Raw genomic sequence first — 15,694 nt, 5'->3', positions numbered from 1 at the left:
ACTGGATACAACATCCGAAGGTGCATCGTCTGCAAGAAATATTTTCTGGTACGAAGTGGCGCCCATGTGCTCTATTGCGAGGGTCGCTGTCCGCTGGATGAGCGCTTTACCTGCCGGCAGTATGGTAGCTATGAGATTCAGAAGGAACTGGCCCGGGATGTGCCAAAGATCAAGGCCAAAATCACTGCTTTCAACCGCATCCGAAAGGATTATCAGCGGGGGATCATCACAGAGGAGGAAATGCGGCGGCTGAAGGATGCCGTGCGGGACAGGCTGTTTGACGCACTGAGTAGCCCTGACATCTCCAATGAAGCGTTTGAGCGCTCCATCTCCTCCCAGCATCTCTATTCAATTTGCAGAGTGGCCCGTCAGGCCAGGCCTCGGGGCCGTCCCCGCAAGGCGAAGGACGGTGACGGTGCATGACCAACGAAGAACTGTTGGTGCGAGTCTCCAACGGCGATGAGGCAGCCTTGACCAAACTGTGCCTGATGAATACAGGATTGGTCAAAGATCGTGCTCGACTGATTGCCCGGCAGTATCACTGTCTGCGGCAAACTAAATACGGCGGTCTGAGCGATTACGCAAAAGAAATGCTCTCCGAGCTGGAGAGCGTGGGAAGGCTGGCACTGGTGGAGTGTGTCCGGAGCGGCGACTATGATGCAGAGAGGGGCCGATTTACCACTTACGTCACTCCGTTTCTGGATGGGGCCATGCGGCGGTATTTGGAATGCAGCATGGGGACATTATCTCTGGACCGGGACAGCATGGGGTTGGTGCGAAAGGCACAGAACCGCTATCATCAAAAAGGGGAGAGTGTAGAGGAGATCAGCAAGGCGCTGGGTATCTCATTTTCTGCAGCGGCCAAAGCAATTACCTATCCCACGCATTTCTTCTCTGTCTATGACCTGCAAGACCCGGAAGAGGACGGAGACATCTTGGAGCGGCTCACACCAGGTTGGTTGTCTGGGTCACCGGAAGAGACCGTGATTCGGTCGTTGACCATGGAATGCTTAAGGGAAGAATTTTTACAGCTTTCCCAAAAGGATCAGGAGATTCTAGGACGGTGTTTCGGCGTGTACGGCCACCCCAAGTCAGATCTGCGGGAAATCGCCATACGCAACCGCATGAAGAAGTCTGGGGTGGAGAAAGCTAAGGATCAGGCAATTAAGAGACTGCGGGATCGGTGTCTGGATAGCCTTGCGTGGAAACTTTGTCGGGCCAGGCGGATGATAGATCTGGCTGTACCAATGGTGAGTGAATCACGGGCACACTCTACTGGGTGGGTAAAAAAGTAAATGCCCAACTACCAACAGAAAGAGAAGCAAGGAGTATGAAACCTTAGTGACCAAGCTATGCCAATATGTATGATGCGTTTGCTAAATAAAATGAGCGAAAGCTCAATTACTGTATTGCTTCTGCGCATGTAGACATATATAATGATAAAAGAATGTGCCTACCTATTCGGCGAAAGAAGGGAACGGTATGAGCGTAAGCTATAAGAAATTGTGGAAGCTCCTGATTGACCGAGATATGAAAAAGAAGGAGCTAGCGGCAGCTGCGAATATCAGTACATATACAATCAATAAGCTGAAGCGTGGAGAAAATGTAAATACCGACACGCTGGTAAGTATTTGCAAAGCGCTGGGCTGTACTTTCGACGATATTATGGAACTGATTCCTGACGAACCTGCCCGGTCACAGGGAAAACAAGTTTAGGAATAAAAAAGGAGGCTCACGTATGGCGAAACTGGAAGAAATAACAGTCGGCAGCCATTTAACCGGCATCGTCGGGAATGAGCCCGTGCAGGTAGTTGCAGTCCAATGGTATGGTACAAACGTCCTTGAAATTACATATAAAAACCATATGGGTATCCCGGGTACACAGTTGATTCTGCGTGAAGATGAGGAAAGTATTCATGTCAGAGACAATCATCTCCCGTGGAGTTTTGATGCAGACGGGAATCAAGTACGTCTTGCATCAGAAGCATATCGAATCAGCCTTGCTCATTTGTTTGACCCCTACCTTGCTGTGCATACTTCATCCGTAGAGCCACTGCCGCATCAGATTTCAGCGGTTTACCAAGAGATGTTGCCCCGTCTCCCGCTTCGATGTGTTTTAGCGGATGATCCTGGGGCTGGTAAAACAATTATGACCGGCCTGTTCATCAAAGAAATGATTGCACGTGGTTCCCTTAAGCGATGCATGATTGTGGCCCCTGGCAGTCTGGTAGAGCAGTGGCAGGACGAGTTATTTCAAAAGTTCCACCTTCATTTTGAAATCTTGACGAACGACAGGATCGAATCTGCAGCCACAGGTAATGTGTTCAATGAGGTGGATTTATGTATCTGTCGTTTGGATAAGCTGGCGAGAAGCGACGATATTCAGGAAAAGCTCAAAGTTACGGAATGGGATTTAATTGTCTGCGATGAAGCACATAAATTGTCCGCTACTGTTTGGAGCGGAGAGGTAAAATATACCCGTAGATTTCTTCTGGGGAGGTTGCTCTCCAACATTACAAAAAACTTTCTGTTGCTGACTGCGACGCCGCACAATGGGAAAGAGGAAGACTTTCACCTGTTCCTTTCTTTAATTGACCCAGACCGCTTTGAGGGGACACACGGGAAATCACAAAAAGCCGTCGATGTCTCCGATGTAATGCGCCGTTTAGTCAAGGAAGAGCTTTTAAAGTTTGATGGCACACCACTGTTTCCCGAGCGGATTGCCTATACGGTCAATTATGATCTCTCGGATATGGAGGCAAAACTATATGCCGCTGTGACCGATTATGTGCAGGAAGAATTTAACCGGGCAGACAAGCTGAATAATGATCGCAAAACAACGGTTGGATTTGCATTAACGATTTTGCAGCGTCGGCTTGCATCTTCTCCTGAAGCAATTTACCAGTCTCTCCGCAGGCGGCGGGAAAGGCTGGAGCACAGACTTTCAGAAGAACGCCTTGGGAAAAGAGCCGCGGACATTGCGGCAGACTTCAATGACTTTGACGATGATGATCTTGCGCCCGATGAGCAGGAGGCAATGGAGGAAAAAGTTGTTGACCACGCCTCCGCTGCTGCTACTATTTCTGAGCTGGAAGCGGAAATAAACATTTTGAAGCAGCTTGAACAGATGGCAAATCAGGTCCGTATCAGCGGAATCGACCGCAAGTGGGATGAGTTGTCACGGGTGCTCCAGGATAATGAAAAGATGTTTGGCTCTGATGGGCAGCGGGAGAAGCTTATCATCTTCACGGAACATAAGGATACGCTGAATTACCTAACCAATAAGATTCGCTCGTTGCTGGGTAATGAGGAAGCTGTAATTACCATTCATGGTGGAATGCTCCGGGATGAACGGCGGAAAGCCGAACAGCTTTTTAAACAAGATGTTGGTGTCCGTGTATTGGTTGCGACAGATGCTGCAGGCGAAGGTATCAATTTACAGAGAGCCCATCTGATGGTAAACTATGACCTGCCGTGGAATCCGAATCGCTTGGAGCAGAGGTTTGGCCGTATCCACCGTATCGGACAGACTGAGGTCTGCCATCTGTGGAACTTGGTCGCATCAGAAACTCGGGAAGGTTTCGTGTTTCATCGCTTGTTTCAGAAGCTTGAGGAAGAGCGGCAGGCACTTGGCGGAAAAGTATTTGATGTCCTTGGCAAGATGACATTTAACAATAGGCCTCTACGCGATTTGCTGATTGAAGCGGTGCGATACGGCAATGACCCTAAGGTCAAGGCCCACCTGAACGAAGTGGTGGATCACACCATCAATCGAGATGAGTTCCAAAAGCTGATTGAAGAGAACGCTTTGACGGATGATGTGATGGATGTCCACACAGTGATGACCATTAGGGAAGATATGGAGCGCATGGAGGCCCACAAGCTTCAGCCCCATTTTATCGAGGCGTTTTTTGTGGAGGCATTCCAGTCCGTAGGCGGAAAAATTCGACGCAGAGAAAAAGGGCGTTATGAAATTACTTTCGTCCCTTATGCCGTACGGAATCGAGATATGCAGATCGGATACGGTGAGCCAGTGCTGAACCGCTATGAGCGGGTTTGCTTTGATAAGAAATTCTGTATGAGTCAGGGGCTTGCACCTGCCGCATTGATTTGCCCGGGGCATCCGTTGCTGGATGCTACGCTGGATCTAATTCGGGAGCGCAGTGTGGATGTAATGAAACGCGGAGCGGTGTTTGTTGATGAAAACGATTACGGTTCCGCTGCCCGTCTTTTGTTTTACATTGAAGATTCCGTACAAGATGGCATTCTTTTGAAAGATGGGGGCCGGCGTACTATTTCAAAGCGTGTGCATTTCGTGGAGCTGGAGGAAGGCGGGAACGCAGCCGGAGCAGGTTATGCGCCCTATCTCGATTACCGAGCGGCGGAGGAAGACGAGTCGACTGCTGTGCTGAACTGGGCCAAGTCCCAAAAGTGGCTCTGTTCCGGCGTGGAAGATACGGCAAAGACCTATGCCATTACAAATCTGGTTCCGGCGCACTTTGCGGAAGTGAAGACCCGCAAGGAGGCCATGCTGGACAAGACCGCCAAGGCGGTCAAGGAGAGAATGACTGCGGAAATTCAATATTGGGACTATCGGGCCGGTGAGCTCCAGCAGAAGGAGGCCGCCGGGAAGACGAACGCCAAATTAAATTCTAAACTGGCCGCACGAAGAGCGGATGATTTGACCATCCGGATGCAGGTGCGTCTGGCCGAAATTGAAAAAGAGCGCAGGATTTCTCCCATGCCTCCGGTGGTGACTGGTGGGGCGCTGATCATCCCCAAGGGCTTGTTGCGCACACTGATGGGGAAGGAGCTGCCCGGAACATTTGGAACCGGAGACCGGCAGGCTGTGGAATATGCGGCTATGAATGCGGTGATTCAGATCGAAAAGTCCCTGGGATACCAGCCAAAGGATGTCAGCGCAGTCAAGTGCGGCTACGATGTGGAGTCCTATGTGCCGGAAGGACAACGGACCTGTATGACATCTCATGCCCTACGGATGATTGAAGTGAAGGGACGTGCCAAAGGTGCGACCACGGTGACGGTCAGCAAGAATGAGATCTTGACAGCTTTGAATAAGCCGGAGGAATTTATCTTGGCCATCGTAGAGGTGGACGGGAAGAACACCCGTGTGATTTACCTGAAACGACCTTTCAAAAATGCGCCTGATTTTACGGCAACCAGCGTAAATTACGACATACAGGACCTGATTGCAGAATCTGAGATTCTGTATCAACAATGACAATTGGGAAGAGGTGCAATAGTGGCTTACTTTGAATATGAAAAGGATGATGGAAAAGCTGAATACTATGAACTTCTCCAAGAGCTTATGGAACGCTGGGAATATGAGATTGTGGAGTTCAAGTCAGCCACAGGCGGATACAGCGAAGATAAAATAGGACAGTATGTTTCAGCAATCAGCAATGAGGCCAACCTTGCGGGCAAGCAGTATGGCTGGTTTGTGCTTGGTGTCAGTGAAACGGGGATGAGGCGTCCAGTAGGAACCGGATTTAAAAAAGGGCCGGGGACATTAATGGAACGGTTCAAATACATGATTAGCCAGAATACGACTGATGCAATGACGTTCCTTGACATTATCGAGCTGTATCCCGTCGTAGATGGGGAGCCAAAGCGTGTACTGATGTTCAAAATCCCAGCGGCTGTGGCAGGAATGCCGACGGAATGGAAAACAAGGTGTTATGCCAGAAGCGGCGAAAGCCTAATTCCGCTCCAGCAGTATAAGATTGATGCAATTCGGAACCAAGAGCGACGTGACTGGTCAAAGCTTCTGCTGAGTGGGGCAACAATTGAGAGTCTGGACAGGGATGCTATCGCGTTTGCGCGGGAAAAATACAAGGAGCGCAGAAATCAGCCACATATTACCGAGGAAGTTGACTCCCTATCAGATGAAGAGTTTCTCACCAAGATTAAGCTGATGCGGAACGGTCAGGTTACCAATGCGGCAATGATCCTCCTGGGCAATGCAGAGTATGATTATCTCTTTGCAAATGCGCCGACAATCATGTGGAGACTGTACGGCGCAGATGGGGAGCTGAAGGATTATACGATTTTTCGGATTCCTTTTATCCGTGTTGTAGATCAGATTTCTGCGAAAATCCGCAATCTGACGTATCGGTATATGCCTAATCAGTTGTCCCTCTTTCCCAAGGAGACGCAACAATATGACACATGGCTTTTACGCGAACTGCTGAACAACTGTATTGCGCATTCCAACTATCAGCTGGGCGGCCGTATCTACATCAATGAATGTGAGGAGAGCATCAACATTACAAACCCTGGAGATTTTCTCCCGCAGACCATTGAGACGGTACTGCAAACGACGTATAGTCCGCCTTTTTACCGCAATCAGCTTCTGACGGAATCAATGGTCAACTTCTACATGATTGATACTGCTACAAGTGGAATCAAGCGTGTATACCGGATCCAAAGAAAAAAGTATTTTCCCATGCCGGACTATAACTTTTCCACAGCAAATCAGGTTTCTGTGACGGTATACGGGAAAGTTATGAATGACCAGTATACCTATATCCTGTATGAGCACCCGGAGCTGGATTTGGAGACTGTGTACTTGCTGGACCAGGTGCAGAAGGGGCAGAGTATTCCAAAGGAAGCGGTTGCCTATTTGCGGAAGCACAAGCTGGTGGAGGGCAGAGTAAATCACCTGTTTTTGTCCGCAGAGGTGGCAAAGACCGTAGAGGGTGAGGCCCAGTATATTCGCAATAGGGCGTTTGATGACCGGTATTATCAGGATATGATTGTTGACTACTTGAAAAAGTTTGGTGTGGGTCAGAAGAAAGACTTCCGGAAACTGCTTATGGACAAATTTCCTGATGTATTAACCGAGAAACAGAAAGAACGCAAGATCTTGACCCTGCTGTCGGCACTAAAACGACAGGATAAGATAGACACAGATTCTGACAATCCAAGGACCTGTCACTGGGTTTTGAAAAAGTGATATCGGTAATCTCGTTTGAAATTGGTTTGATATCTAGTTTGGCTGAATGTGCGACAGTGTATTATAGCAAGCGATATATGGGACTATATCGCCGATTTAGCCGGTATACAGCACTTTTCTGAATTTTGCTGGTTTGATTCTGGTTTGGTTTTTGGTCAAGGCTGGTTTGATGTGAAGGGATAATGGAGAGTAGGTAATATGGCAACAAAGAAACTGATCGAGGTGGCGCTGCCCCTGGAAAAAATCAATGCGGAGTCCGCCCGGGAGAAATCCATCCGCCACGGGCACCCGTCCACCCTGCATCTCTGGTGGGCACGGCGGCCATTGGCGGCGGCCCGAGCTGTGATTTGGTCCAGCCTGGTGGACGATCCCTCCTCCCACCCGGAGAAGTTCCCTACAGAGGAAGAACAGAATCGGGAGCGACAGCGGCTGTTCCGCATTCTGGAGGATCTGGTGGTCTGGGAGAATTCCAACAACGAGCGGGTACTGGAGGCGGCCAAGGCGGAGATTCTGAAGTCTACCAACGGAAATCCGCCGGAGTTGCTGGACCCCTTTGCCGGCGGCGGAGCCATTCCTCTGGAGGCCCAGCGCCTGGGGCTGAAGGCCCATGCCCACGATTTGAACCCAGTGTCCGTTATGATCAACAAGGCCATGATTGAGATTCCGCCCCGGTTTGCGGGCATTGCTCCGGTGAACCCGGAGGCCCAAATCAGCCACATGGAACACACTTGGAGCCGGGCCCAGGGGTTGGCGGAGGATGTGCGCTATTACGGTGAGTGGATGAAGGAGGAGGCCTTCAAGCGTATCGGCCACCTCTACCCCAAGGTAAAGGTGCCTCGGGAGCAGGGAGGAGGCGACGCCACCGTCATCGCCTGGATCTGGGCCAGGACGGTGAAGTGCCCCAACCCAGCCTGTGGGTGTGAGATGCCGCTGGCCAGTTCTTTTGTGCTATCCAAGAAGAAGGGCAAAGAGGCGTGGATTGAACCGCAGTTTGACTATGAAAGTAAGAAGATAACCTATAAAGTGCACCTTGGAAAAGGTGAAGTTCCAGAAGCGCCTAAAACTGCACGGGGTGCGAAATTTAAATGTATCATGTGCGGAGAAAGCACAACAGATGAATATATCAAGCAGAAATCTGTCGATGGAGAAATGGGAGCGACTATGCTGGCAATCGTAGCAGAGGGCAAAAAGGGCCGGCTCTATGTGTCGCCATCAGAGGAACATATTCTGGCCGCACAATGCACAAAGCCGGCAGGAGAACACCCGGAGCAGCCGCTTCCCTATGATCCCCGCAATATATGGTGTGTTAATTATGGACTGGATACATATGATAAACTTTTTACCCATCGCCAGCTTACTGCGCTGACTACCTTCAGCGCCCTGATAGCGGAGGCCCAGCAAAAGGCGGAGGCTGATGCAGTGGCTGCCGGCATGGCAGATGACCACTTGCCTCTGCGCAATGGCGGCCAAGGAGCCCGAGCTTACGGCGAGGCCGTGGGGGTGTATTTGGCGTTTGTGATTGACCGCCTGGCTGATAGAGGATCGTCAATTTGCAGTTGGGACTCAGCCCGCGAGGGATTGCGCAATACATTTGGCAGGCAGGCAATTCCTATGGTGTGGGACTATGCAGAGGCAAATCCCTTTAGCAATTCTTCTGGTTGTTTCGACAATATGGTAGAGTGGGTCACAAAGTGTATCTTGGAGTTTCCGGCCTCCCAAACTGCTGATGTGGGCCAGTTTGACGCTCAGCGGGACTGTGGTCTACGGGACATTATGGTGTCCACTGACCCGCCCTACTATGATAACATCGGCTACGCAGACCTGTCTGACTTCTTCTATGTGTGGCTGCGGCAGTCGCTGAGAGACACATATCCAGAGCTCTTTTCCACTATGCTAGTGCCCAAAGCGGAGGAGCTGATTGCCACACCCTACCGCCACAACGGAAGTATGGAGGCGGCCAAGGGCTTCTTTGAGGATGGGATGCTTTCCGCCTGTAAGCAGATGTACCTTTATGCTCGGGAGGATATCCCAGTGACGATTTATTACGCCTATAAGCAGAGTGATTCTGATGCTGATGGTACCGCCTCCTCCGGCTGGGAGACCATGCTCAGTGCAGTAGTAAACGCTGGCTTTGCCATTACAGGTACTTGGCCCATGCGAACCGAAATGGCCAACCGTTCCATTGCGTCAGGGACTAACGCCCTAGCTTCTTCTATCGTGCTGGTCTGCCGCAAGCGGCCTGCGGACGCGCCCCAGGCTACCCGGCGAAACCTGATCAATCTGCTGCGGCGGGAGCTGCGCCCCGCCCTGAAGCAGCTCCAGGACAGCAACATTGCCCCGGTGGATTTGGCCCAGTCTGCCATTGGCCCTGGTATGGGGGTGTTTTCCCGCTTTCAGAAGGTGTTAGAAGCTGATGGGACGCCCATGTCGGTGCGCTCCGCCTTGAAGATCATCAACGAAGAGATAGACTTGTACTTCAACGAACAGGTGGGTGACATGGACTCCGCCAGTCGCTTCTGCGTGGATTTGTATACCCAGAACGCTTTCAACAACATCAAATACGGCGAAGCGGAGATCCTGGCCACCGCCAAGAGTACCTCTATCCCCATGATGGCTTCCCATGGCATTCTCTACGCCAAGGCTGGCATTGTACATCTCCTGGATCGCACAGAGCTGCCGGAGCAGGTGGACAGCAGTGAGCGGTGCATTTGGATGCTGACCCAGCAGCTCACTCAGGCTATGGCCAAGGGCGGTATTGAGGCCTGCGCCAAAATCCTGGCGGATATGTTTGGCTCCAACGGGGAGCGGGCGAAGGACTTGGCCTACCGGCTGTACACCATTGCTGAGCGGAAAAACTGGGCCAATGAGGCCTATGCCTATAATGCCCTTGTAGTGGCATGGCCAGATATTCAGGCCAGAGCGGCCGCACGGAAAGAGCTTGTGCCGGAACAGTTGAATCTATTTTAGGATAGAAGATCAGAGCAATGAGACCGATGACGAAAGGGAGCGATTTTTCCTTTGAATAAGTTGATAGAGACTGCGCTCCCGCTTGCGGAAATGAATGATGCGGCGATCCGAGAGAGGGCAGGGAAGGCTGGCCATCCGGCGAATCTCCATATGTGGTGGGGGCGCAGCCCAGAGACGTCTTCCCTCGCCACTCTGGCCGCCGCCGTATTGGACTACTCGGAAGAGACTGCCACTGCGGACCAGGAGCTGCTTGCCAAAGCTGCGACCGACAGCACAAACGCGCTGAATGCGGTGCGGGACAGGCTGTCTGAACTGGGTGAGCTGCCTGTGGTGTGGGACGCCTTCGCGGGATTTGGAGGCATCCCCATCGCAGCACTGAAACTGGGAATGAGGGCGGAAGCCAACGATTTGAATCCGGTGGCGGCCGTGCTGACCAGGGCGGCAGTGGACATTCCAGCCCGTTTTGCGTCTTGGAAGCCGGTTCACCCGGGGGCGGCTGAGCGGCTGTCCTACTCCGGTGGGGAGGGGCTGGCCGAGGATATCCGCTTCTATGGTGCGTGGATGGAGAATCAGGCGCTGAAACGGCTTTCCAATGTCTACCCCCAGATGGGAAATGGGGAGATACCCTTTGCTTGGCTGTGGGTACGGACCGTGAAATGCCCAAATCCGGCCTGTAACTGCCACATTCCCCTGAGTAGTTCCTATGTCCTACAGAAGGCTAAGACTGCCCAGTTTTGGGCTGAGCCGGTGACAGAGGGAGGCCTGGTTCGGTTTCAGATACACGAGGGGCCTTGCCCACCTGGCAAGGAGAGTAATAAAATCGGCAACAACGGGGCCAGGTTCCGCTGCCCCGTATGCGGTGAGATAACGACGGACGAGTATATCAAGAAAATGGGGGCTGTTCACGGGCTTGGTGCGGAGATGATGGCGGTGGTCACCAGTACAGGTGGCAAGAAAGCCTTCTTTGCCCCGGATGAGGTCCAGAGGGCTGCTGCGGATGTGTCGCCCCGGGAGGATGTACCTCCTGGTGCGATTCCGGCCAACGCACATTGGTTCTCCCCGCCGAGCTATGGAATCACTGAATATGCGGATCTTTTTACACCTCGGCAGATGCGGATGCTGTCCACGTTCAGCGATTTGGTGCGGGAGGCCCAGGATATGGTGGCCTCTGCAGCGCTGGCAGCGGGCATGAACGAAAGCGGAGGCTCCCTGGAGGACGGCGGGAGCGGCGCTCTCGCCTATGGACAGGCTGTTGGTATCTATCTGGCCTTTGTGGTAGATAAGATGGCCGACTATAACAGCTCCATGTGTTCCTGGCGGACGGCCGGTGGGAATACTCGCAGCACCTTTGGGCGCCAGGCGATTCCCATGGTCTGGACCTTCGCAGAGGGGAACCCCTTCTCCAATGTATCAGGAAATTTCAAGACTATGCTGGATAGCGTCGCAGGGAGCGTAGAGCGCCTGGGCTTTGGAGTCCAGGCAGTGGTGACCCAGGATAATGCCTTGACCATGGAATATCCCAAGGACGTGCTGGTTTGTACGGAGCTGCCCTATTACAGGGATATCGGCTATGCTGACCTGTCCGACTTCTTTTATATTTGGCTCCGGCGCAGTTTAAAGGAGACTTATCCGCAGATGTTTTTGCCCATGGTCACACCCAAGGATGAGCTGTCCACCGCATCAATCTACTCTGGTGTTTCCCGAGAAGATGCGGAGGAGAGGTATCGGACGGACATGAGGGCGGTCTGCGAGAAGTTGTATATATGCAGTTCTTCGGCGTATCCGGCCTTACTGTTTTACTGTTTTCGGAAGAATGACTTGGCGTGTATTAGGAATGGCGGCGATGGGTGCAATCAATCAGCCTGGGAGTTCATGCTGGAAGGGCTGCTCTCTGCTGGTTTTTCCATCACTGCTGTTTGGCCCATGCGGTCGGAGCCTGCATCGGAAAAGGCGGACTCCACGCGAGTACTGATTGTGGCAAGGAAAGGTGTTGGCCGGCAGGGGCAGATCACCCGGCGTGGCTTCATCAGTACACTGAAGCGGGAACTACCAGATCGGCTGCAACGGCTGTGGTCCGGCCATGTACTGCCGGAGGATGAATTCCTCTCCTGTATGGGACAGGGACTTGCCGTGTTCTCAAAATACAAAACTGTTTTAAATGCTGACGGGTCGGTTATGTGTGTTCATGACGCATTGCAGGTTATCTACTTGGAATGTGAGGAACATCTCGCACTGAGAAATGCGGCTGTTTCTGAAAATGCTGCTGAAACAAAGGAGGGGTAGACTATGCTGGAGAATTATGAGCTTGTGCAAAAGGGATTCCGCATTTTACACCCATTGATGGCCGGTTACATTGGCCGGGAATTGAGTCGTGTTTATAAAGAAAGTTGGTGGCAGGAAGTGCTGGATGCGCTCAGTGATCAGCATGATTTGCCGGAGTCTGGAGACTATAGTGAGCTGATTGATTCGCTGGACGTAATGAATTGTCTCCGACTGATTGACCGACGGTGGAATGATGTGTTCCGAACAAAGCTCTCACTGGATTACCGCACCTGGGCAAAAGAACTGGTCGGTGTCCGCAATAAAGCGGCCCACATCGGCGGGCAGGACTTCCCCAAGAACTATGCGGAGAGGGCTCTGGACACGATGGCGCTGATCTGCGAGGCCTTTGACACGGCAGGCGTAGAGGAAATCCGTGCGCTTTACAGAAAGCTGCGTTACGGCTCAGAAGAGGGCTCCATGGCTGCGACTGAGATCGCAGCGCCTGCGCCGGCAAAAGCTGCGAAGGCGAACGAAGGTGTGATGACACAGTCTTTTGGACAGCATCTTCCCAGCTGGCGAGATGTTATGCAGCCCCATCCCGATGTTGCCGAGGGACGCTATCGTGCGGCGGAGTTTGCGGCGGACCTGGCGCAGGTAGCGCGCGGCGAAGGTGCAATTGAATACAGGGACCCGGTTGAGTTTTTTGCCCGCACCTATGTGACGGAAGGCATGGCTGGACTCCTGGTAGAGTCTCTCCAGCGGCTCTCCGGGCAAGGCGGCGAACCGGTCATTCAGCTGAAAACTGCATTTGGCGGTGGTAAAACCCACAGTATGTTGGCGCTCTACCACATGGTGCGCGGCGGTTTTAGTGTTGACCGCATCCCAAGCTTGAAGCCGATTATGGAGCGGGTGGGGCTTGAGGAACTTCCCAGAGCAAATGTTGCTGTTCTGGTCGGTACGGCACTTGACCCCACTCGAAAGAAGAACCCGGCCAATCTCCCCAAATATACAGTCAACACGATTTGGGGTGAAATGGCCTATCAGCTTGTTGCATCCGCCGGAAAGCCGGATCTCTACGCAATTGTGAGCGATTCCGACAGGCGTGGTGTTTCCCCAGGTTCTGAGGCGTTGAAAACACTGCTTAACGCTTGTGGTCCCTGCCTTATCCTGATGGATGAGTTGGTAGCCTACGCCAAAAAGATTTACGGGGTTGAGGGCCTTCCGGCAGGATCTTACGACAACTTCATTACCTTTATACAGGAAATTACAGAAGCTGCAAGAGCGAGCGAAAATAGTATCGTGGTTGCCTCCATTCCTGAATCGGACATTGAAATTGGCGGGGATGCCGGAAAAACTGCCTTGGATACCATTGAGCATACTTTTGGCCGTATGGAATCCATCTGGAAGCCAGTTGCGGCCAATGAAGGATTTGAGGTCGTTCGTCGCAGGTTATTCCTCGACTGTAAAGACCCCGAAGCCAGAGATATGGTATGTAATGCTTTCAGCAGTATGTATCAGGAAAATGCCTCCGACTTTCCAATGGAAGCGAGAGAGGTGGAGTACAGGAATCGCATGATAGCCTGTTACCCGATTCACCCAGAGATTTTCGACCGGCTTTATGGAGATTGGGCTACATTGGAGCGGTTCCAACGTACTCGTGGTGTTCTGCGTTTGATGGCTGCGGTCATTCATGAACTTTGGATGGCCAATGATTCCAGTGCGATGATTATGCCTGGCTCAATTCCCCTGAATGTACCGAGCGTACGCGATGAGCTGGTACGCCATTTGCCGGATACCTGGAACAGCATTATTGACCGGGAAGTAGACGGTAAAGACTCTATCCCGTACCAGAAAGATAAATCAACATTTCGCTATGGGCAGAAATTGGCCGCTCGACGGGTAGCCAGAACAATTATGCTGGGCAGTGCGCCCAGTACCTCTGCGCTCCGTGACCAGACTATCCGCGGCCTGGAGACATCGAGAATTCGGCTGGGCGTCGTTCAGCCTGGGGAAAACATTGCCGATTTTAATGATGCGCTGAACACACTTCACGGCTCGTTGTCCTACTTATATAACAACCAGAATGGAACTCGGTTCTGGTATGATACCAAGCCCACCTTGCGTAAAACTTCTGAGGATCGTGCATCCCAGGTCTCCGACGCAGATGTCATTATGGAAATTGAGTCAAGACTAAAGAGACTGCACAAAGAGAGTCCATTTTGGGGTTTACATACCTGCCCCCCATCCTCGAATGACATTCCCGATGAGCAGAACGCAAGGCTGGTGATTCTCAGACCGGAATACACGTTTAGACGAGCAAATGGAAAAGATAGCGGGAAAGCCCTGGCTACAGTCTCGGATTACCTAAATATGAGAGGAACTTCTCCCCGTGTATATCGGAATATGCTGGCCTTTGTGGCACCGGATCAGGATAAATTGCGTGATCTTCAGATTGAGGTAAAGCGGTTCATCGCATGGAAGTCTATCATTTCTGACAAAGATGATTTGAATCTGGACGGCGGACAACTCCGTGAAGCAGAAAGTAGCCTAAATCGCAGCAATAGTTCTGTAGAGTCAAGGATGAAGGAGACCTACTGCTGGCTGTTAGTTCCGTTCATTGACCAGTACGAAGACATAAAGACCATCCAGTGGGAAATCAGTAACTTGGGTGGCGGGGATGATGGGATTGTCTCCAAAGCTGCAAAGAAGATGATTCAGGGCGAACAAATTATCCACACTTGGGCGCCTGCACTTTTGAAGATGAGCCTGGACGAACTCCTGTGGAAAGACTCTGATAACATCATGATCAAAAAGTTGTGGGAGTATCTTTGCACCTACTGCTATCTTCCAAGACTTGCGAATTACAGTGTCTTAGAGGATGCAATTGCAAAGGGAGTCCATTCCACTGAGTTTTTCGGAATTGCTGCTGGTTATTCTGGCGAACGCTATATTGACCTGAAGCTCAACGAGACCGTTTATTCCATCAATCCATCTGATTTGCTGGTGAAACCAGCCGTTGCAATGAAGCAGATCATGGAGGAAGGAAAAGTCGCTGGGCAAAGCGGCGGTATGCAAGGTGATGCTGATCCTGCTGGAGGCGGAGGAAGTGGCACTGCTGGCAGTCAACCGCTAACGGGGGGGATGTCAGGTCGCTCCGGAGATAATACGGGGACAAGAACAGCTCCCCAAAATACGAGATTCTTTATGTCTGCTAAGCTGGATAATACTCGAGTAAACAAAAATGTGAACGACTATCTTACCGAAATTATCCAACATCTTATGAGTGTTGATGGAGCCGATGTGGAGCTAACGCTTGAGGTAAATGTCAACGCACCAGAAGGAATACCTTCTTCTACCGTAAGAACCGTTTCGGAAAACTGTCGTACATTGAAAATCCAGGACTTTGGGTTTGAAGACAATTAAATGTTATGAGGGATAACCCATAAACTGTGGCCTATATCTTTGATAACACCGTACTAAAATCCCCCT

At 51.5% G+C, this 15,694-nt stretch carries 8 protein-coding genes; all 8 read left to right on the top strand.

All coding sequences use genetic code 11. The features are described from left to right. Positions 1-423, top strand: a 423-nt coding sequence (locus E0L15_RS04990; protein WP_243155384.1) for a DUF6076 domain-containing protein, incomplete at its 5' end; no start/stop codon positions are given. Further along, positions 420-1,295, top strand: coding sequence for a hypothetical protein (locus tag E0L15_RS04985; protein WP_168124747.1), 876 nt, complete (start codon positions 420-422; stop codon positions 1,293-1,295). The genes E0L15_RS04990 and E0L15_RS04985, both read left to right, overlap by 4 nt. Positions 1,296-1,482: 187 nt before the next feature. Continuing rightward, positions 1,483-1,716 carry a helix-turn-helix transcriptional regulator gene (locus E0L15_RS04980; RefSeq protein WP_168124746.1) on the top strand — a complete coding sequence of 78 codons (234 nt, stop codon included), beginning with the start codon at positions 1,483-1,485 and terminating at the stop codon, positions 1,714-1,716. Positions 1,717-1,738: 22 nt separating this feature from the next. Next, positions 1,739-5,242: a helicase-related protein gene (locus E0L15_RS04975; protein WP_168124745.1), complete on the top strand. Its 3,504-nt coding sequence runs from the start codon at positions 1,739-1,741 to the stop codon at positions 5,240-5,242. 21 nt (positions 5,243-5,263) lie between these two features. After that, positions 5,264-6,976 carry an ATP-binding protein gene (locus E0L15_RS04970; RefSeq protein WP_168124744.1) on the top strand — a complete coding sequence of 571 codons (1,713 nt, stop codon included), beginning with the start codon at positions 5,264-5,266 and terminating at the stop codon, positions 6,974-6,976. Between the two features lie 198 nt (positions 6,977-7,174). Beyond that, positions 7,175-9,943: a DUF1156 domain-containing protein gene (locus tag E0L15_RS04965; protein ID WP_168124743.1), complete on the top strand. Its 2,769-nt coding sequence runs from the start codon at positions 7,175-7,177 to the stop codon at positions 9,941-9,943. Positions 9,944-9,994: 51 nt separating this feature from the next. Next, positions 9,995-12,226 carry a DUF1156 domain-containing protein gene (locus E0L15_RS04960; RefSeq protein ID WP_168124742.1) on the top strand — a complete coding sequence of 744 codons (2,232 nt, stop codon included), beginning with the start codon at positions 9,995-9,997 and terminating at the stop codon, positions 12,224-12,226. Positions 12,227-12,229: 3 nt separating this feature from the next. Further along, entirely contained in the window at positions 12,230-15,628 is a 3,399-nt protein-coding gene (locus tag E0L15_RS04955) for a DUF499 domain-containing protein (protein WP_168124741.1), read from the top strand. Positions 15,629-15,694 lie beyond the last annotated feature (66 nt).

Origin of the sequence: Pseudoflavonifractor sp. SW1122, assembly GCF_012027765.1 — a bacterium.
Taxonomy (GTDB): domain Bacteria; phylum Bacillota; class Clostridia; order Oscillospirales; family Oscillospiraceae; genus Enterenecus; species Enterenecus faecium.
This window is presented reverse-complemented; position numbering and strand designations above follow the sequence as displayed.